Source organism: Mangrovimonas aestuarii (assembly GCF_028767185.1).
In the GTDB taxonomy this organism is placed as follows: Bacteria; Bacteroidota; Bacteroidia; order Flavobacteriales; family Flavobacteriaceae; genus Mangrovimonas_B; species Mangrovimonas_B aestuarii.
Genome location: NZ_JARACK010000003.1, coordinates 118,348 through 135,739, shown reverse-complemented (window position 1 = coordinate 135,739; position 17,392 = coordinate 118,348). Strand labels below are relative to the sequence as shown.

The 17,392-nt window shown below is 38.2% G+C and carries 17 protein-coding genes; 14 read left to right on the top strand and 3 right to left on the bottom strand.

Annotation, left to right across the window (positions count from 1 at the left end; genetic code table 11):
* Positions 1–28: 28 nt before the first annotated feature.
* The 6 genes from bioA to PWU04_RS05295 all read left to right on the top strand — a co-directional run bounded on the left by bioA (position 29) and on the right by PWU04_RS05295 (position 6,310).
* A complete protein-coding gene (gene bioA, locus PWU04_RS05320; protein ID WP_274475020.1) occupies positions 29–1,294 on the top strand; it encodes an adenosylmethionine--8-amino-7-oxononanoate transaminase in 1,266 nt (421 codons plus the stop codon).
* An 80-nt stretch (positions 1,295–1,374) separates the two neighbouring features.
* Positions 1,375–2,526, top strand: a complete 1,152-nt coding sequence (locus PWU04_RS05315; RefSeq protein WP_274475018.1) for a beta-ketoacyl synthase N-terminal-like domain-containing protein — start codon at positions 1,375–1,377, stop codon at positions 2,524–2,526.
* 26 nt (positions 2,527–2,552) lie between these two features.
* Complete coding sequence (locus PWU04_RS05310; protein ID WP_274474815.1) at positions 2,553–3,521, top strand: alpha/beta fold hydrolase; 969 nt, start codon at positions 2,553–2,555, stop codon at positions 3,519–3,521.
* Between the two features lie 32 nt (positions 3,522–3,553).
* On the top strand, positions 3,554–4,639 hold the full coding sequence (bioB, locus tag PWU04_RS05305) for a biotin synthase BioB (protein ID WP_274474814.1): 1,086 nt from the start codon (positions 3,554–3,556) through the stop codon (positions 4,637–4,639).
* A 102-nt stretch (positions 4,640–4,741) separates the two neighbouring features.
* On the top strand, positions 4,742–5,854 hold the full coding sequence (locus PWU04_RS05300; protein WP_274474812.1) for an NAD(P)/FAD-dependent oxidoreductase: 1,113 nt from the start codon (positions 4,742–4,744) through the stop codon (positions 5,852–5,854).
* Positions 5,855–6,310: a GreA/GreB family elongation factor gene (locus PWU04_RS05295; protein WP_319946478.1), complete on the top strand. Its 456-nt coding sequence runs from the start codon at positions 5,855–5,857 to the stop codon at positions 6,308–6,310.
* On the opposite strand, the gene PWU04_RS05290 is transcribed toward PWU04_RS05295, so the two are convergent.
* Positions 6,305–7,261 carry an ABC transporter ATP-binding protein gene (locus tag PWU04_RS05290; RefSeq protein WP_274474811.1) on the bottom strand — a complete coding sequence of 319 codons (957 nt, stop codon included), beginning with the start codon at positions 7,259–7,261 and terminating at the stop codon, positions 6,305–6,307. The genes PWU04_RS05295 and PWU04_RS05290 overlap by 6 nt on opposite strands.
* A gap of 459 nt (positions 7,262–7,720) precedes the next feature.
* Here PWU04_RS05290 and PWU04_RS05285 point away from each other — a divergent pair, with 459 nt between their 5' ends.
* The 8 genes from PWU04_RS05285 to PWU04_RS05250 all read left to right on the top strand — a co-directional run bounded on the left by PWU04_RS05285 (position 7,721) and on the right by PWU04_RS05250 (position 15,724).
* Positions 7,721–8,683: a hypothetical protein gene (locus PWU04_RS05285; protein ID WP_274474810.1), complete on the top strand. Its 963-nt coding sequence runs from the start codon at positions 7,721–7,723 to the stop codon at positions 8,681–8,683.
* Between the two features lie 51 nt (positions 8,684–8,734).
* On the top strand, positions 8,735–9,181 hold the full coding sequence (locus PWU04_RS05280) for a hypothetical protein (protein WP_274474808.1): 447 nt from the start codon (positions 8,735–8,737) through the stop codon (positions 9,179–9,181).
* A gap of 91 nt (positions 9,182–9,272) precedes the next feature.
* On the top strand, positions 9,273–10,730 hold the full coding sequence (locus PWU04_RS05275) for an oligosaccharide flippase family protein (RefSeq protein ID WP_274474806.1): 1,458 nt from the start codon (positions 9,273–9,275) through the stop codon (positions 10,728–10,730).
* Between the two features lie 39 nt (positions 10,731–10,769).
* Positions 10,770–11,204 (top strand): dUTP diphosphatase, encoded by a 435-nt coding sequence (gene dut / locus PWU04_RS05270; RefSeq protein WP_274474805.1) that lies wholly within the window; start codon positions 10,770–10,772, stop codon positions 11,202–11,204.
* A gap of 81 nt (positions 11,205–11,285) precedes the next feature.
* On the top strand, positions 11,286–12,305 hold the full coding sequence (locus PWU04_RS05265; RefSeq protein ID WP_274474804.1) for a sugar phosphate nucleotidyltransferase: 1,020 nt from the start codon (positions 11,286–11,288) through the stop codon (positions 12,303–12,305).
* A gap of 33 nt (positions 12,306–12,338) precedes the next feature.
* Entirely contained in the window at positions 12,339–13,700 is a 1,362-nt protein-coding gene (locus PWU04_RS05260; RefSeq protein ID WP_274474802.1) for a tetratricopeptide repeat protein, read from the top strand.
* Positions 13,700–14,479, top strand: coding sequence for a DUF4292 domain-containing protein (locus PWU04_RS05255; protein ID WP_274474801.1), 780 nt, complete (start codon positions 13,700–13,702; stop codon positions 14,477–14,479). The genes PWU04_RS05260 and PWU04_RS05255 overlap by 1 nt, the downstream gene beginning before the upstream one ends.
* Complete coding sequence (locus tag PWU04_RS05250) at positions 14,480–15,724, top strand: murein hydrolase activator EnvC family protein (RefSeq protein ID WP_274474800.1); 1,245 nt, start codon at positions 14,480–14,482, stop codon at positions 15,722–15,724.
* Between the two features lie 3 nt (positions 15,725–15,727).
* On the opposite strand, the gene PWU04_RS05245 is transcribed toward PWU04_RS05250, so the two are convergent.
* Both PWU04_RS05245 and PWU04_RS05240 read right to left on the bottom strand, forming a co-directional pair.
* Positions 15,728–16,237, bottom strand: a complete 510-nt coding sequence (locus tag PWU04_RS05245) for an acyl-CoA thioesterase (RefSeq protein ID WP_274474799.1) — start codon at positions 16,235–16,237, stop codon at positions 15,728–15,730.
* 134 nt (positions 16,238–16,371) lie between these two features.
* A complete protein-coding gene (locus PWU04_RS05240) occupies positions 16,372–17,340 on the bottom strand; it encodes an HU domain-containing protein (protein WP_274474798.1) in 969 nt (322 codons plus the stop codon).
* Positions 17,341–17,392 lie beyond the last annotated feature (52 nt).

Here is a 17,392-nt window from a genome sequence, read left to right as displayed (position 1 = left end):
GCTGAAACAAGTTCAGCATAACGATATTATGACTTTACAGGAACGCGATAAAAAACACCTTTGGCACCCATTAACACAGCATAAATTACATCCAGAAGCTATAGCAATAACAAAAGCTCAAGGATGTAAACTATGGGATGAAAACGGATATGAATATATAGACGGGATTGCTTCTTGGTACACCTGTATGTACGGGCATTGCAATTCGTATATCACCCAAAAGGTGAGCGAGCAAATGCAGAAACTGGATCATGTTGTATTTAGTGGGTTTACGCATGAGCCAGCTGTTAAGCTTTCCGAAGCATTGATGGAAATCCTACCTGATAACCAGAGTAAAATATTCTTCGGGGATAATGGTTCTACAAGTGTAGAGATTGGGATAAAAATGGCGCTACAATACCATTTCAATAAAGGAGAAAAGCGCAATACGCTGATTGCTTTTGAAGATGGTTTTCATGGTGATACTTTTGGGGCTATGAGTGTTTCCGGACTTTCGGTTTACAATGGGCCTTTTGAAGAATTCTTTTTGGATGTAAAACGCATTCCTACACCTGATGGTTCAAACCACGACGAAATATTAATGATTTTAACTGATATAGTTGCCAATAATAAAGTAGCAGGTTTTGTTTATGAGCCCTTGGTTCAGGGAGCGGCAGCGATGAAAATGCATGATGCTGAAGGGCTCGATGCTATTTTATCGTTCTGTAAAGAAAACAATATTGTAACCGTTGCCGATGAGGTGATGACTGGTTTTGGTAAAACGGGACAGTACTTTGCTTCATTGCATATGGAGAACCAACCAGACGTAATGTGTTTGAGTAAAGCACTTACTGGAGGACTACTTCCAATGTCATTAACCACGTGCTCCCAAGAAATTTATGATGCTTTTTATTGTGATGATATCGGTAAGGGCTTGTTTCACGGGCATACTTATTCTGCCAATCCATTAGCATGTACGGCAGCTATTGCTGGTATTGAGCTATTGCAATCGGAAGAGATGCAGGCTAATATTCAGAGAATTATAGCGTCTCATAAGGAATTCGATATTAGGATTAAATCGCATCCAAAAGTGAAGAGTACAAGGCAAACAGGTGTAATCTATGCTTTGGATTTAAATATTGAAATGGAGCGCTATGGTAATTTGCGCGACAAACTGTTTAAATTGTTTATGGATAGCGGTGTGTTTTTAAGACCGTTGGGCAGCACCATTTATATTCAAGCACCTTATGTGGTTACAAGCGAAGAACTGGATAAAATCTATGGTGCCATAGAAATGGTGTTGGATACTTTATAATCTAATTGTTTAGGATTAAGCCGCTTTAGATTTAATATTCACTGATAGAAACCTTATTTTTGCCAAAAGCTTTTTTTATGGTGCAACAGCCCATTTCCATTACAGCCTTGGCGTCTATTTCCCCTTTAGGAGAATCACTTGAGGAGACATGGGGTAGATATAAGGAAGATTCCCATTGTTTTTCAGAAAGGCCGGTAGGCTTTATTGAAGCGCTGGTCGCAGAATTGCCAGAAGCGGTTCGAAATGAAATAGATGATTTACGACAATCTGATTTAAAATACCGTTCGCTTGATGATTCGGTTCTATTTGCTATTTATACAGGCAGAAAGGCTATGAAGCAAGCGGGGTGGAAACCAAACGATGATTTTGGGATAAATATTGGCTCGTCTCGCGGGGCAACAGCCTTGTTCGAACAATATCATTCCGATTTTATTAAGAATAACAAAGCTCAGGTGTTAAGTTCGCCAACTACAACTTTAGGGAACATTTCTTCTTGGGTGGCTCACGATCTTCAAACGAAAGGACCTGAAATTAGCCATTCAATTACTTGTTCTACGGCTTTACATGCTCTGCTTAATGGTGTAGCATGGATAACTTCAGGAATGAGCAAAAGGTTTATGGTGGGAGGTAGCGAAGCGCCATTAACGCCGTTTACCGTAGCGCAAATGAAGGCGTTAAAAATTTACGCCAAGCAAAATGGGGAGTACCCTTGTAAGGCATTGGACTTTACAAAAAACAAAAATGGGATGATCTTGGGGGAGGCCGCTTCTATGGCTTGTCTTGAACCAGGAGAGAAGGAAAATGCTTTGGCAATTATTAAAGGTATAGGTTATGCTACTGAAGTATTAGAGCACAATGCTTCATTATCCACTAATGCCGATTGTTTTCAAAGGTCTATGCGTATGGCATTGGGAGGGATCTCTCCAACAGAAGTAGACGTTATAGTTACACATACCCCTGGAACAGTTAAGGGAGACCTAGCCGAAATGAATGCCATTGAGGCTGTTTTTGGAGAGAACCTTCCAGCGTTGACAACAAATAAATGGAAAGTTGGACATAGTTTTGGGGCTTCGGGAATGTTAAATATAGAAATGGCAATACTCATGTTGCAGCATCAGGAATTTATTCCGGTGCCTTATGTTGAAAGTGTTTTTCCAGAAAGAGTTAAAACCATTTTAGTTAATGCTGTAGGATTTGGAGGAAATGCCGTGTCGGTTCTTTTGTCAAAATAATTATATTTATCACCTAAATTCATTTTATGACATCCCTCAACATTAAAATGTTAGCGTTGCTGTGTTTCTTTACGACAGTGCTTTCAGCTCAGAAAAACAACAGTATTTACGACCAATTTGAGTCTAAGTTTTATACCATAGACGGGTATAAAATTAATGTGGAAATGAAAGGAAAAGGAGATCCTGTTTTCTTCCTTCCAGGAGGCCCCGGTAATTCCCATGACTACCTACAGGGGAATTTCGGCCAATATTATAAAACCAATACGGTAGTGTTTTTCGATTTTTTGGGTCGAGGGAAAAGTGACAATGCCAAAGATGTTTCCGAATATTCTGTAGAGAGTGATGTTGAGCTTATTGAGAAGCTTAGAAAGCAATTAGGATTTAAAAAAATATCTTTAGTAGGGCATTCCTATGGAACGGTTCCTGCTCAAGCCTATGCCATAAAATATCCCCATAGTGTAAATAAGATGGTGTTGATAAGTGGGTTTCATAGTGGTGAAATGTGGCAGGCTAACTGCGATAGTTATAATCATTACGCTAAGACCCATTTTCCGGAAAAATGGAAACAAGTCGATTCATTAAGAGCGTTGGGCTATGTTTCCAGTGAAGAACCTCTTAAAAGTGTGTATGCCGATTTCCCTACGAAGTATATTTACTATCATAATACTAGTCTGAAACAAAAGCAACCGGGTTATAAATACAGAGGGTGGTCTGATGATGTGTACACGCAAATCATTGGACGAGATGGCGATTTTTATGTAGGCGGAAGCATGATCAATCAGGATTATCGCAGAAAGCTCAAGGCTGTTACTGCTAAAACCCTTATTATTGCAGGGCGTTACGATGGTGTAAGCACACCAGAGTTTGCTGTTCAGTATAAAACATTTATGCCGCAAGCACAATTTGAAATGTTCGAGAACAGCGCGCACAATCCTTATTTAGAGGAGCCTGAGAAATTTTATGCCCTTTTTGAGGAGTTTATGAAAATAAAATAGGTTATTTTTGACCAAATTTTAGAAACGATTCTATGAGTGAGATAAGACACAACTGGACGAAAGAAGAAATTCTAGAGATATACAATAAGCCAATGATGGACCTGCTTTACGAAGCAGCAACCCTTCACCGTGAGCACCACGATCCGAATACTGTACAAGTTTCAACCTTACTTTCAATAAAAACTGGAGGATGCCCGGAAGACTGTGGTTACTGTCCGCAAGCGGCACGTTACCATACCGATGTTGAGGGGAACGACTTGATGACTGTTAACCATGTAAAAGCTCAGGCGTTGCGTGCTAAGGCTTCGGGAAGTTCTCGTGTATGTATGGGAGCGGCTTGGAGAAACGTAAAAGACGGTGAGGAGTTTGATCAAGTATTGGAAATGGTACGTACTATCAACAAACTGGATATGGAGGTTTGTTGTACACTTGGGATGCTTACCGAAAACCAAGCGCAGCGTTTGGCAGAAGCTGGATTGTATGCTTACAACCATAACTTGGATTCATCTGAAGAATATTACAAAGAGGTTATTTCTACAAGAGGTTACGAAGATCGTTTGCAAACTATCGATAACGTTCGTAAAACCAATGTAACTGTATGTAGTGGTGGAATTATCGGGATGGGAGAAAGCATTGAAGATCGTGCAGGAATGCTGGTAGCTTTATCAACTTTGAATCCACAGCCAGAATCAGTGCCAATTAATGCGTTGGTAGCAGTTGATGGAACACCAATGGAAGATCAAAAACCGGTTGAAATCTGGGAAATGATCAGAATGGTGGCTACAACCCGAATTGTGATGCCAGAAACCCAAGTACGTTTAAGTGCTGGGCGTACTCAAATGAGCCGTGAAGGGCAAGCTATGTGTTTCTTTGCAGGAGCGAACTCTATTTTTGCTGGTGATAAGTTACTTACAACTCCAAATCCAGACGTAAATGAGGATATGGAAATGTTCAAGATGTTGGGCTTAAACCCTCAAAAGCCTTTTATTAAAAAGATGCAGCCTGAAACGGTAGAAGCCGAGGATTCACAATTCCAAGCTTTGGGAGAAAAACCAAAATGGTCACGCCCGGAGCACAAAATTGAGCGTAACGAGTTGGCGAGACAAAAATCGAAATAACAACCGATTACAGATACATTTAAAAATTCCGCAATCGCGGAATTTTTTTTGTCCATTATTCTAAGTGATGAACCAATACTATAAAACTGTATTTTTATACCTATGGAACTTTCATATTGGGAATTCGATTCATGGTTTAGCAACGTAGATTTCACTATAGTTGGGAGTGGTATTGTAGGTCTTAGTGCTGCGTTGCACTTAAAATTAAAGCGCCCGAAAGCGAAGGTGTTGGTTTTAGAACGAGGTGTGCTTCCTTCTGGAGCGAGCACCAAGAATGCTGGCTTTGCTTGCTTTGGTAGTGTCAGTGAGCTTTTGGAAGATTTAAATAAACATAGTGAAGCAGAGGTGGTAGCTTTGGTTGAAAAGCGAGCTCGAGGTCTCCAGCTTTTAAGGGAAACATTAGGTGATGATGCTATAGGTTATCAACAGCATGGTGGATATGAATTGTTTGGTTTAAAGGATACTGAACTTTTAGATCGATGCTTAAGAAAGCTTGATGACGTAAATGAATTGTTGAAATCCGTTTTTAATTCGCAAGTGTATTATGATAAGGATGTTCCTTTCGGGTTTGGTCAAGTTCAGGGCAAGTGTTTGTATACCCCTTTTGAAGGACAGTTGAATACCGGTAAAATGATGTCGGAATTATTGAAATTGGTGCAAAGTAAAGGTGTGAAAATATTGAACAGCGTTGAAGTGAAAGGATTTTTGGAAGCGAATGAAGTTGTGTTTGTAAACACTAATGTTGCTGATTTTAAAACATCCCGACTTTTAATCACTACAAATGGTTTTGCGTCTCAATTAATTGATGAAGCTGTTGTTCCGGCAAGGTCGCAAGTGCTCATCACAAAACCGATTGAGAACCTCAAAATAAAGGGAACGTTCCACATGGATAGAGGGTATTATTATTTCAGAAATATAGACAAGAGGATTTTATTTGGGGGCGGTAGAAATTTGGACTTCAAGGGAGAAGAGACTTCAGAATTAGGAACAACTGATTTGATTCAAAATCGATTAGAAGAAATACTTAAAAGCTGTATTCTTCCCGAATATGATTTTGAAGTTGATTATCGTTGGAGTGGTATTATGGGGATGGGGGCTCAAAAGAAAGCTGTAGTAAAGCAACTTTCCAATCACGTGTTTTGTGGTGTTCGATTGGGAGGTATGGGTATTGCTATTGGTAGTGAAATAGGTAGGGAATTGGCAGAATTAGTTTAAATGGATATATCTGTAAAACAAGAGTTGTACGATCAGTGCAAGAACAAGGTCCAAGAGCGTTTGAATAGTGTTCTGCGTACTATTTCGGGCTTGGAAGAATCATTGCAAAGTGAAACAAAAAGCAGCGCGGGCGATAAACACGAAACGGGTCGGGCCATGGTGCAGTTAGAGCGCGAAAAAGCTGGGGTGCAATTGTCAGAAATACAGAAGCTTCAAGAGGTCTTGAGTAAAATAGATACTTCCAAAACAACTCAAGCCATTTGTTTGGGAAGTGTGGTAGTTACCAATAAGGCCAATTATTTCGTGGCAGTTAGCTCTGGGGAGTTGTATGTTGGTGGTAAAACATTTTATGCCATTTCTCCCAATAGTCCAATAGGACAGTTGTTGCTTTCCAAAAGTGTTGGAGATAGTGTCGCTTTTCGGGGAGAGTCTATGGAAGTGCTTTCGTTGTTATAGTACTCCTGCTTTAATTCTGAAGCAAAACGTTTTACCTTTCTCCAAATTCTCTTTGTGATTAATCCAAATGGTTTTGTTGTTGAAGCTCGCTTCTATCGTGTAATGACTTCCTTTAAAATAACTATCAATTACTGTAGCCTGTAACGGTGTATTTTCCTTAACCTCTAATTGATTAGCGTAAATGAAAATGTCATGGTTAGGACTATCTTTCAGATCTAGTTCTTTAGTGGTAAATCTATTGTGCTCTCCAAAAAAAGCAGCAGTCAATTCGTTTTGGGGGCGACGGTATAGTTGCTCCGGATGATCTTTAGCCAAACACTCTCCCTTGCTCAAAACCATCATTGAGTCTGCAAAACCAAGAACGTCATCTTTATCGTGAGTAGCAACAATACAAGCGATATTGTTTTCTTTCAGGTAATGAAATAAACTTCGTCTTAACGATTGTTTTTTAAAGTTATCAATATTGCTAAAGGGTTCATCCAAAAGTAAAATTTCTGGACGCTTTGCCATGGCTCGTGCTAAAGCTACCCGTTGTTTTTGTCCACCGCTCAAGAATTTTACTTTGGTCGAGGAAAATTCAGAAAGTTCAACAACTTTGAGCAGCTCTTCTATGCGTTCCTTTTTCTCTTCTGGGTAAAAGTTAGAGAGGAATTGCCCTATGTTTTCGGCTACCGTTGTAAAAGGCATTAAGTCGAACTCTTGTGATACATATTTCATAAAGTCATAGCCTATAACGAGGTTGAATGCAGGACCCAATACTTGGGTGTCTTTCCAGAACACTTCTCCATGGTGCAGATCGTAGGTGCCGTAAAGAAGTTTTAATAAGGTAGATTTTCCCGATCCGCTTTCGCCAATAACAGCTAAGTTCTCGCCTTCTTTTAGCGTGAATGAAATGTTGTGTAGTTGACGGGAGTTGTTGTAGCCAAAACTCAGTTGATCGACTTTTAACATGCTATTGCGAGTTTTAGGGCAAATGTAAAGGAATTATATAGAATGCCGAGATATCTCTTAACGCTATATGGATTATTATTTGAGTGTTCTAGCTCTGATTTTCGATTAATTAAAACATGGTGATTTTTTTCAGAATTTATAGCTATGTGTAAAAGTGCTAAGGGAACCTGAAACAAATTCAGGTTGACGAAACTTTTCTTTTTTTTGTTTCTGAACAGAAAATTATGTGTCATTGCCAATTGGGTTTTTGGAGCGCAACGTAGCAGTCTGTTTCCAGAGGGGTTAGGAGCATTATGTATTCAGTTCCCGCTTGCACTAGGAAACATAACCATGTCGCAACCTCTCCTTGTTATAACGTTTCAAAGGCTTTTCAATGGAATGATTTTTCATTCTAAAATTTGAAAAATGTAGGACAATGCGTAACTTGATAGTGGTTAAGAAACAGTAAAACAGTTTGTTATGAATATTTTGAAAAATAGTGCAAAAATAATTGGTTTCATGGTAATGCTTGCTGTAGTAGGCTGTAAGTCTGAAAAAAAGCAAGAGCTCCCGGTTGAAGAACCTGTTGTGGAAGAACCAAAGGTTACATTGTCATCTGACGTGCATGTGGAAACAGAGCATATGGAGTTTAAAGCTCCAGACAGCATTCCTTCGGGTTGGGTGACATTTACATACGAAAACCTTTCGTTTGAACCTCATTTTTTTATTCTTGAAAAATTGCCGGAAGGAAAACGTATTGACGATTACAAAAATGAAGTGATCCCTGTTTTTCAAAATGGTATGGATTTGTTGAGTGCCGGTAAGACTAATGAGGGATTTGAGTCTTTTGGAGCTTTGCCAGAATGGTTTGGTCAAGTGGTAATTTGTGGAGGATCTGGCTTGATTTCGCCTAAAGTAACAAGTGTTACAACGCTTAAGCTTGAGCCTGGATATTATTTAATGGAGTGCTATGTTAAAATGAGTAATGGCCAGTTTCATTCAGATATGGGCATGTTAAAGTCTTTAGTGGTCTCGGAAACAGCTAGTGAAAAGCAAGAACCTAGCGCGACTCGAGTAGTTACGGTTTCGAAGGCAGAGGGAATGAGCTTGAACATTCCTATGACAAAGGGTGCTCAGACAATCGAAGTCCTATATGGAGATCAAGAACCACATGCCAATTTTGTAGGTCATGATGTGCATTTAGTGGCTTTGGAAGAAGGGGCTAATCTTGAAGATTTAGAGCATTGGATGGATTGGACTCAGCCTAAAGGTATGATGAGTCCGGGGCCGGCAGGGTCAACCTTTATGGGGGGTGTGCAGGAAATGCAGGCTGGTAACAAGGGGTATTTTGATGTGGATTTGAAACCTGGTAAGTATGCTTTTATTTCTGAGGTTCCTGAGCCTTCCAAAAAGAACTTGATGTTGGTTTTTAAGGTGGAATAGTGTTTGTCCTTATTGAAGGAAATTTAACTTGATATAACTTTAAAATTAACGATGTACAGATTATTTATTATTACTTTAATTGTGTTGATTATGGCGGCTTGTTCATCAACAAAAGTCGTTCAAGAACAATCGCCTTTTAAGATAAAATCTGTAACGATGGAAACCTCCACTAAAGATCTTAGAGATGTTGTTGTATTAACTTTAGATTCGTTGCGGCAGGATGTTTCATTAGATTCGCTTTATTTTAGAGGGGAAACCTCTCCTTTAAATCGAGGCTATGCTCCAATGGAATATCGAGCTGTTTTTGTGGCTAAGGAAAAGAATGATTTCATTATGAGTAATGATCCTACGGCAGAATATGGTAACCAATTTCCAGACGGTATTTTGGCGGTATCAGATAGTATTAATCCAAATACTTGTTTTATTCGTTACAGTATAGGCAAAAAAGCATTTTTTCATAAATATGATAATGTTATAGAGATGCCTTCGAAAGATTAATATTTGCAATGCCCTTTTTGGGGAATAATGAGTTAAATGCTTTTATACCTTAGTGTAATTCAATATTTTTAGCCCCATATTTCAATTCCTATTGAGCGCACTTAAAACTCTTTTTAAGCAAACCTTTATCTACGGCTTGGCAACGGTTTTGCCAAGAATGCTTAGCTTTTTATTGGTGCCCCTTTATGTGTGGGTACTTCCCTCACGTGCCGATTATGGAGAGGTGTCGTTTATCTTTTCCTATTTTGTCTTATTTAATGTTATCCTTGCTTATGGGATGGAGACGGCTTTTTTTAGGTTTTACAATAAAGAAGCAGATAAGGAAAAGGTAGTTGGTACATCGGTGATGTCGTTAGTGATTAGTTCACTTGGATTTTTTATTCTGGGTTATTTATTCCAAAATACCATAGCCAATCTTACAGATATTAGGGTTGATTATATAAAACTGGTGATTTGGATATTGTTACTGGATGCTATGGCAATCATTCCCTTTGCTTGGTTAAGGGCTATAGGAAGACCTGTGCAGTATGCTGTAATAAAGATTGTAAATGTTGTTGTTAATATAAGTCTCAACCTTTTTTTTCTATTATGGTTAAAAGACCTCTCTTTTGGTAGTGGTTTGTTCTACAGTATCTGCAAAGATAATTTTGAGATTAGTTATATTTTCATTGCAAATGTGGCGGCAAGTGCTGTTACATTATTGCTTTTATTGCCTTTTTATATAAAAGCCAAATATCAGTTTAATGCCAATTTATGGAAACAGATGATGCGTTATGCGTTTCCTGTGCTTTTGGCTGGAGTGGCATTTTCTATTAACGAGACCTTCGACCGCATTCTTTTAGAGAAACTATTGCCTAAAAATATAGCGATGACAGAAATAGGGATGTATTCTGCATGTTACAAAATAGCGGTATTTATGACCCTTTTTGTGACGGCTTATAAACTGGGAATAGAACCCTTTTTCTTCAGTCAGGCACAAAGTGAAAACCCGCAAAAAAACTATGCTAAAATCCTGGAGTTTTTTGTCGCTTTGGGGGCGTTGTTGTTTTTAGGGATTGTGGTATTCGCCGATGTATTGAAGCCTTTTATTGTAACACGTTCCTCGTATTGGGAAGCAATGTGGGTTGTGCCAGTTATTTTGTTGGCCAATTTTTGTCTGGGCATATACCATAACCTGTCGGTTTGGTATAAAATTACGGATCGTACCAAGTTTGGGGCATATATTTCTATCTTTGGAGCAATCATTACTTTAGGGCTTAATTTTTGGTTGATTCCAATAATGAGCTATCGTGGTTCTGCCATCGCTACGTTAGCAGCTTATACCAGTATGATGGTAATCTCGTATTGGTTAGGAAGAAAATATTATCCCATTCCGTATAACCTAAAGAAAATAGGAGCTTACCTGGTGGTGTCTGTTTTGTTTTCGGCCATATCCTTTTATGGGTTTAGATATAACCTTCTGGTGGGTGTTGGGTTACTGTTAGCGTTTTCTGGAATGGTTTATGCTCTAGAACGACAAGATATAAACCGATTGATTAAACGGAATTAAAAAATATGGAAGACTACGTCTTTCAGATACGATATAATTATGCAAATAAAAATTATAAATACTTCTGGGCATGAGTTGCCAAGTTATGAAACCATAGCTTCGGCTGGAATGGATTTGAGAGCCTGTATAGCTGAGCCAATAACCTTACAGCCTTTGGAACGAAGCATTGTAAAAACAGGTTTGTTTATTGAACTTCCCATTGGTTACGAAGCTCAGGTGCGTCCTCGAAGCGGGCTTGCGGCCAAAAAGGGAATAACTGTTTTGAATGCTCCTGGAACAGTAGATGCTGATTACCGGGGTGAAATAGGAGTGATTTTGGTTAATCTCTCAAATGAAGCCTTTACAATTGAAAATGGTGAGCGCATTGCCCAAATGGTTATAGCCAAGCATGAACGTGCCGAGTGGCTAGAGGTAGAGGCACTTACTGAAACAGTTCGTGGCGAAGGAGGGTTTGGTAGTACTGGTGTAAAGTAAGTAAGGCCAAATGCCTAAAATGACAAATAAAATCTTAAAAGTTTAACTTAATAAGAACTCCGTTTACACGGGAAAACATATATGAAAATTATAGTACCTATGGCAGGTAGAGGATCTCGCCTGCGACCACATACCCTAACTGTTCCAAAACCTTTAATTCCGGTTGCAGGACAGCCTATTGTACATAGATTGGTAAGGGATATTGCTAAAGTTCTTAATCAACCAATTGATGAGGTTGCATTTGTTTTGGGGGACCCAGCGTTTTTTGGTGACGATGTAGTAGAAAGTCTGACCCAATTGGCCGAAAGTCTTGGAGCTAAAGCATCGATATACCGACAAGATAATCCACTTGGGACTGGTCATGCCATAATGTGTGCTAAGGATTCTTTGTCCGGGCCAGTAGTAATTGCATATGCCGATACTTTGATCCGTGCCAATTTTGATTTAGATGAGGATGCTGATAGCGTAATCTGGACCAAAAAGGTTGCTAATCCTGAGGCTTATGGAGTTGTAAAACTAAATGCTCAGAACCACATTGTGGAGCTGGTAGAAAAACCGGAAACATTTGTTAGCGATCAAGCTGTAATAGGCATTTATTACTTTAAAGATGTTGCTGTTTTAAAGCAAAAGCTTCAAGAGGTTTTAGATGAGAATATAATGAACGGTGGCGAATACCAAATCAACGACGGTATTAAGCGCATGATGGCCGAAGGAAAAGTGTTTAAAACAGGAACTGTAAGCGAATGGATGGATTGTGGGAATAAGGCGGTTACTGTAGAGACAAACAGTAAAATGCTACATTTTTTAAGCGTAGATGGAGATGAGCAATTGGTGCATAGTTCTGTGCAATTAAACAATTCGCAAGTTATAGAGCCTTGTTACATTGGTAAAAATGTAGTGCTGAACAATAGTACTGTTGGTCCTAACGTTTCTATTGGAAACAACTGTGTCATTGAAAACGCAACCGTTAAAAATAGTTTAATACAGACCAATACAAGCATTAAAAATGCTAATTTAGACGAAGCCATGATAGGAAATCACGTTAAGTACGACGGCAATTTCAAATCTATCAGTATTGGGGACTATTCTGTTTTGGAATAGAATATATCCGCTTTTGGCAGTGCTAACTGAACAATGCTAGTTAAAAAATACATATTTACTATCGTATTCAGCCTTATTATGGGCTCAGGGATACTTATTGCACAAATTGACTTTAACAAGACTCCTGATGATGATTTAGGAAATGTTTCTGATGCTTTTCAGGAGCATTTTTTTGAAGCGTTAAAACAAAAGGGTATTGAAAACTACGATCGTGCAGTTAGTGAGCTTTTAAAATGTCTTGAAATAGACGATTCAGAATCTGTTGTATACTATGAGTTAGGGAAAAATTATAATCAGCTTAAAAATTTTGGGGCTGCAGAAGATGCTCTAAAAAAAGCTGTTAGAAAAGAACCTGACAATGAGTGGTATCTAGATGAACTTTATGATGTATATGCTCAGCAAGATGACTACGATAAAGCCATAAAAACCGTAAAACAGTTGGTTAAGTATCATCCAGATTACAAAGAAGACCTTGCTGCACTTTATGTGAAAACCGAACGTTATAATGATGCATTGGAAATACTTGATGAGCTGGATGAGGATTTGGGAATTTCCTTTAGAAGGGATCAATTGAGAAATCAGATTTACGATATAACTGGCCGTAAAAAAGACCAGATTGAAAATCTGGAAGAACGTGTGGAAGACCATCCGGATCAGGAGTCGAATTATTTGGCGTTAATTTATCGTTACAGTGAAAATAATGAAAAGGAGAAGGCTTACGAAACAGCTAAAAAGTTGCTGGAAATTAAGCCTAATTCCCAAATGGTTCACTTAGCTTTATACAAGTTTTATCTGGATGACAATAAGCCAGATCAAGCTGTCGAGTCAATGAAAATAGTAATGAAAAGTCCACAGATTAAGCCAGAAGCAAAAATGTTGGTGCTTTCAGATTTTGTAAAGTTTGTAGGAGATAATCCTCAATACGAACCAAACTTGGTTGAAGCGACCACCATATCAGGAGATGTTAACTCTGCTACCAGCTACGTTGAAGTGGCCCAATATTTCTTGTCTAAGGGTGATAAAAATAAGGCCTTGAAGTATTATCAAGAAGCCTTGAATTTAGAAAGTGATAATTTTGGTGTCATCCGAAATATTCTATTGCTTCAAATCGATCTTAAACAATTTGAAGAAGCGCATAAAGGAAGCGGAAGAGCAATTATTAAGTATCCTTCGCAGCCTGTGCTGTACCTTATAAATGGTGTTGCACTTAATAACCTTAACGAACCTCAAAAGGCTATTACCACTCTGGAAATGGGCTTAGATTATATAATCGATGATGCTGCAATGGAGGCCGATTTCTATCAACAATTAAGTGAGGCTCATACGCTGCTTAACAACATTGACAAAGCAAAGCAGTTTAATGATAAGGCCAAACAGTTACAAATATCAAATTAATGCGAAATAATCGTTTTTTAAGCATACTCTTAGGGGCTATGATGGTTGTTTTAGGTGTAGGATGTAAATCAGCCCGTATTGCGACATCTGATACTCCTGATTTAACACTTACGGCAAAACAGGTGGTTAAGGAAAATAACCGAAGAACAGCTAAGTTTAAAACATTAACGGCAAAAGTAAAAGCTAACTACACTACTGTAGATGATAGTAAGGGAACTACAATAAACTTGAGGATGGAAAAGGATAAGGCCATCTGGATGAGTGCTCCCTTTTCTATGGCTAAATTGATGATAACTCCTTTGGAAGTTAGGTTTTATAATAAATTGGATAACACCTTTTTTGAAGGTGATTTTGAATTGTTGACCAACTTATTAGGGACTGAAGTTGATTTTCAGAAAGTTCAGAATTTGTTGATGGGTGAAGCACTATTTGAACTTAAAGGTAATGATTGTGAGTTGTCTGTTCATGAAAATGAGTATTTACTGCAGCCAAAACAGCAACCTTTGTTATATGAGTTGTTTTATATTCTTAGTCCAAAAAATTTTAAGATTAGTTCTCAGCAATTGGCACAGAATTCCCAGTCTAAATTATTGCAGATAGACTATTTAAAATATCAAGACATTGGAGACCAGATTTTGCCAGAGCGAATCAAGGTTATTGCCTTAAATGTAACCGAAGAAACTATCATTGATTTGGAGTTTAAAACAGTATCTTTGAACGATGAAGTAAGATTCCCATTTAAAATACCCTCTGGGTTTAATGAATTAGTGCTCAAATAAATGAAGTTACCTATAGCTTTCAAAACATCCCTTATAGTATGTTTTATGTTGTTGTCTTCTGTGGTTTGGTCTCAAAGCCGAAAAAAACAGGAGTTAGAAGATCGCAGACAAGCTTTACGCAGTGAGATTGCTCAAATTAATAAGCTTTTATTTGAGAACAAGGGCAAGCAAAAATCGCAATTGTCGTTGATAGAGGATTTGAACTATAAAATAAACGTTCAGTCTAATCTTATAGCAGTAACCAATGAACAGGCAAATTTGCTTACTCGAGAAATCAATACTAATCAAAAGCAAATTACCAAGCTAAGGGAAGAGCTCAATTCCCTTAAAGAAAGTTATGCAGAGATGATCGTTCATTCTTACAAAAGTAAGAGTGAGCAGAGTCGAATTATGTTTTTGCTATCATCATCAAATTTTAAGCAGGCCTACAAAAGAGCTCAGTATATTAAGCAGTATGCCGATTACCAAAAACAACAAGGCGAGACAATTAAGCTAAAAACAGAAGAGCTTCAGCAAATAAACCAGAAACTGTCAGACCAAAAAGAAGAAAAACAACAGCTTATTGTCGAGAACAAAAAGGTTCAAAATCAATTGGAGGGAGAGCGTAAGCAACATCAAAGTTTAATGGCTTCCATACAAAAGGATTTGAATAAGTATGCCTCACAAATTAAGGAAAAACAAAAAGAAGCCGATAAAATAGATAATGAGATTGAAAGGTTGATCCGCGAGGCAATAGCCAATGCCAATAAAAAGGCAGGAAAGGCCAGTAGCTCGACCTCGGCATTCACAATCACTGCTGAGGCAAAAGCTCTTGCGGCCAATTTTGTTAATAACAAAGGTAAGTTGCCGTGGCCTGTTGAAAGGGGGATTGTCACCTTGCGATTTGGTAAACAACCTCATCCTGTGGTGAAGACTGCAATTATACAAAGTAGTGGTGTTCGCATTGCTACAAATAAAGGCGAGCAAGTACGTACTGTTTTTCAAGGTGAAGTATTGGCAGTACAAGCCTTAAAGCGTGGGAATCCAACCGTATTAATTCAACACGGAAATTATATAACCGCCTACAAGAATCTAGGTAAGGTATATGTTAAAAAAGGTGATAAAGTAAACACCAAGCAGCCAATAGGCGAGGTGTTTACAGACCCTTCAGATAGTAAAAGTGAACTAACCTTTAGTGTAATTCAAGTAAGTAGTAAGAATCAAACAGAATTTCAAAATCCAGCCCTTTGGATTTATAAAATGTAGTGTTTATTCAAAAATGGCCTTTAGTTCGGTTGCGTCATGAGGTTTCATTTTTCCTGCAAGTACCAAACTTAATTGACGACGACGTAAAGCGGCATTAAAGCGTTCTTTTTCCAGATCTGTTTCCGGAACGATTTCAGGTATCTCCACAGGTCTTTCGGTTTCATCTACAGCTACAAAGGTGTAAATGGCTTCGTTGGCCTTGGTTCTCATGCCCGATTCTCGATCTTCAATCCATACGTCTATAAAAACCTCCATAGATGTCTTGAAAGCACGGGATACTTTGGCTTCTACGGTTACTACGCTGCCTAATGGAATAGAACGATTAAACGCCACATGGTTTACCGATGCCGTTACCACAATTCGTCTTGAGTGGCGTCTGGCTGCAATACTGGCTGCTCGATCCATTCTTGCCAATAATTCTCCTCCGAATAAGTTGTTAAGTGGGTTGGTTTCACTTGGTAAAACCAAATCTGTCATAGTTGTTTTAGATGCTTCTGGTGTCTTGGCCTTCATTTGTAAGATTTTTAATCTAGTACAAAGGTACTATGAATTATTATTTTAGCTTATTCATTTAGAATTTTATAACAATAAATGAAAATCCCGAAAGTTTTTGCTTTCGGGATTTTTATATTGTTGGATAAAGAGTTTTAGTCTAAAGCTTTTACCAATAGCCAAGCATCACGATTGCTGGATTTTCGAATCCCTTCTAAGGCTTCTACGGCTTCTTCCCTTGTGTTGTAGCTTTGGTACACTACTTGGTGTAGTCCATATTTATTAACACCTATGTCATGAGCGCGATACCCTAATGCACGAAGTTCTTCAACTTTTTTATCTGAGTTTTCTTTGACTCTAAATGCACCTGCTATAATATGGTAATTGCCATTTTGTTTTTCAATGGTAAGTGTAGCTGCAGGTAGTGGGTTGTCTATAATAAATGTAGCCTCTTGAATCTTGCTTTCCAATTGTTTTGTAGCTTCCTTTTGAGCCAATTGGTTTTGTGATTCAATTTGGTTTTTATAATAATTAGAACTTGTAAACCCAGCTACGGTTAAGCCTATGGTTACGATGGCAGCATATCGTAAATAAGGTCTGGATTTTTTTGTTTCAGTAACTTTTTCTTGAATTGTAGAGATAGCCGGCTCGACAGTTTTTTCAATTTCTGTACTTTCCTGATGCAATGTAAATACATCTTCAGCGCGTGATACACAAGGTGAAACAAACTGCGATAACCCAAAGGCATCGGTTAAATAGTTAAGATGGTATGATGGTTCAAAAACCATTTTTCCTTCACCATTGTTCTTAAGATTTCCTATGTTTTTAAAAGATAAGAGCTTGCCTGCTGCTAGTTCTGACTTTAGATAGGTTACTTGTTTTTCAATCTTTTGAACAGCTACTTCAAAAGGAATCTTTTCCACATCGGCTATGTAGTGTGCCAAAAGGCCGTCGTTGTTTTTTATTTGCTCATTAAACGACAGTACTTTTTTTGGTGGATAAAAGGCATGTGTTGTGTCGTGCACCTTTGCTGACACGCGTTGTGTTAAAAACGCTCCAAAGTTTGGAACAATAACACAGTCATATCGGTACAGTAAATCGCTGATGTAAGTTTCTAATTGCATAAAAACAAATTTAGAAATTTTTGAATTGGGATAAAATATCTTGTTAACTATT

Coding starts and splice junctions, on each gene's coding strand:
- PWU04_RS05295 (WP_319946478.1), top strand. CDS start 5,855: ATGGATATATCTGTAAAACAAGAGTTGTACGATCAGTGCAAGAACAAG.
- PWU04_RS05265 (WP_274474804.1), top strand. CDS start 11,286: ATGAAAATTATAGTACCTATGGCAGGTAGAGGATCTCGCCTGCGACCA.
- PWU04_RS05245 (WP_274474799.1), bottom strand. CDS start 16,237: ATGAAGGCCAAGACACCAGAAGCATCTAAAACAACTATGACAGATTTG.
- bioB (WP_274474814.1), top strand. CDS start 3,554: ATGAGTGAGATAAGACACAACTGGACGAAAGAAGAAATTCTAGAGATA.
- PWU04_RS05260 (WP_274474802.1), top strand. CDS start 12,339: ATGCTAGTTAAAAAATACATATTTACTATCGTATTCAGCCTTATTATG.
- bioA (WP_274475020.1), top strand. CDS start 29: ATGACTTTACAGGAACGCGATAAAAAACACCTTTGGCACCCATTAACA.
- PWU04_RS05250 (WP_274474800.1), top strand. CDS start 14,480: ATGAAGTTACCTATAGCTTTCAAAACATCCCTTATAGTATGTTTTATG.
- PWU04_RS05285 (WP_274474810.1), top strand. CDS start 7,721: ATGAATATTTTGAAAAATAGTGCAAAAATAATTGGTTTCATGGTAATG.
- PWU04_RS05290 (WP_274474811.1), bottom strand. CDS start 7,261: ATGTTAAAAGTCGATCAACTGAGTTTTGGCTACAACAACTCCCGTCAA.
- PWU04_RS05255 (WP_274474801.1), top strand. CDS start 13,700: ATGCGAAATAATCGTTTTTTAAGCATACTCTTAGGGGCTATGATGGTT.
- PWU04_RS05310 (WP_274474815.1), top strand. CDS start 2,553: ATGACATCCCTCAACATTAAAATGTTAGCGTTGCTGTGTTTCTTTACG.
- PWU04_RS05300 (WP_274474812.1), top strand. CDS start 4,742: ATGGAACTTTCATATTGGGAATTCGATTCATGGTTTAGCAACGTAGAT.
- dut (WP_274474805.1), top strand. CDS start 10,770: ATGCAAATAAAAATTATAAATACTTCTGGGCATGAGTTGCCAAGTTAT.
- PWU04_RS05240 (WP_274474798.1), bottom strand. CDS start 17,340: ATGCAATTAGAAACTTACATCAGCGATTTACTGTACCGATATGACTGT.
- PWU04_RS05280 (WP_274474808.1), top strand. CDS start 8,735: ATGTACAGATTATTTATTATTACTTTAATTGTGTTGATTATGGCGGCT.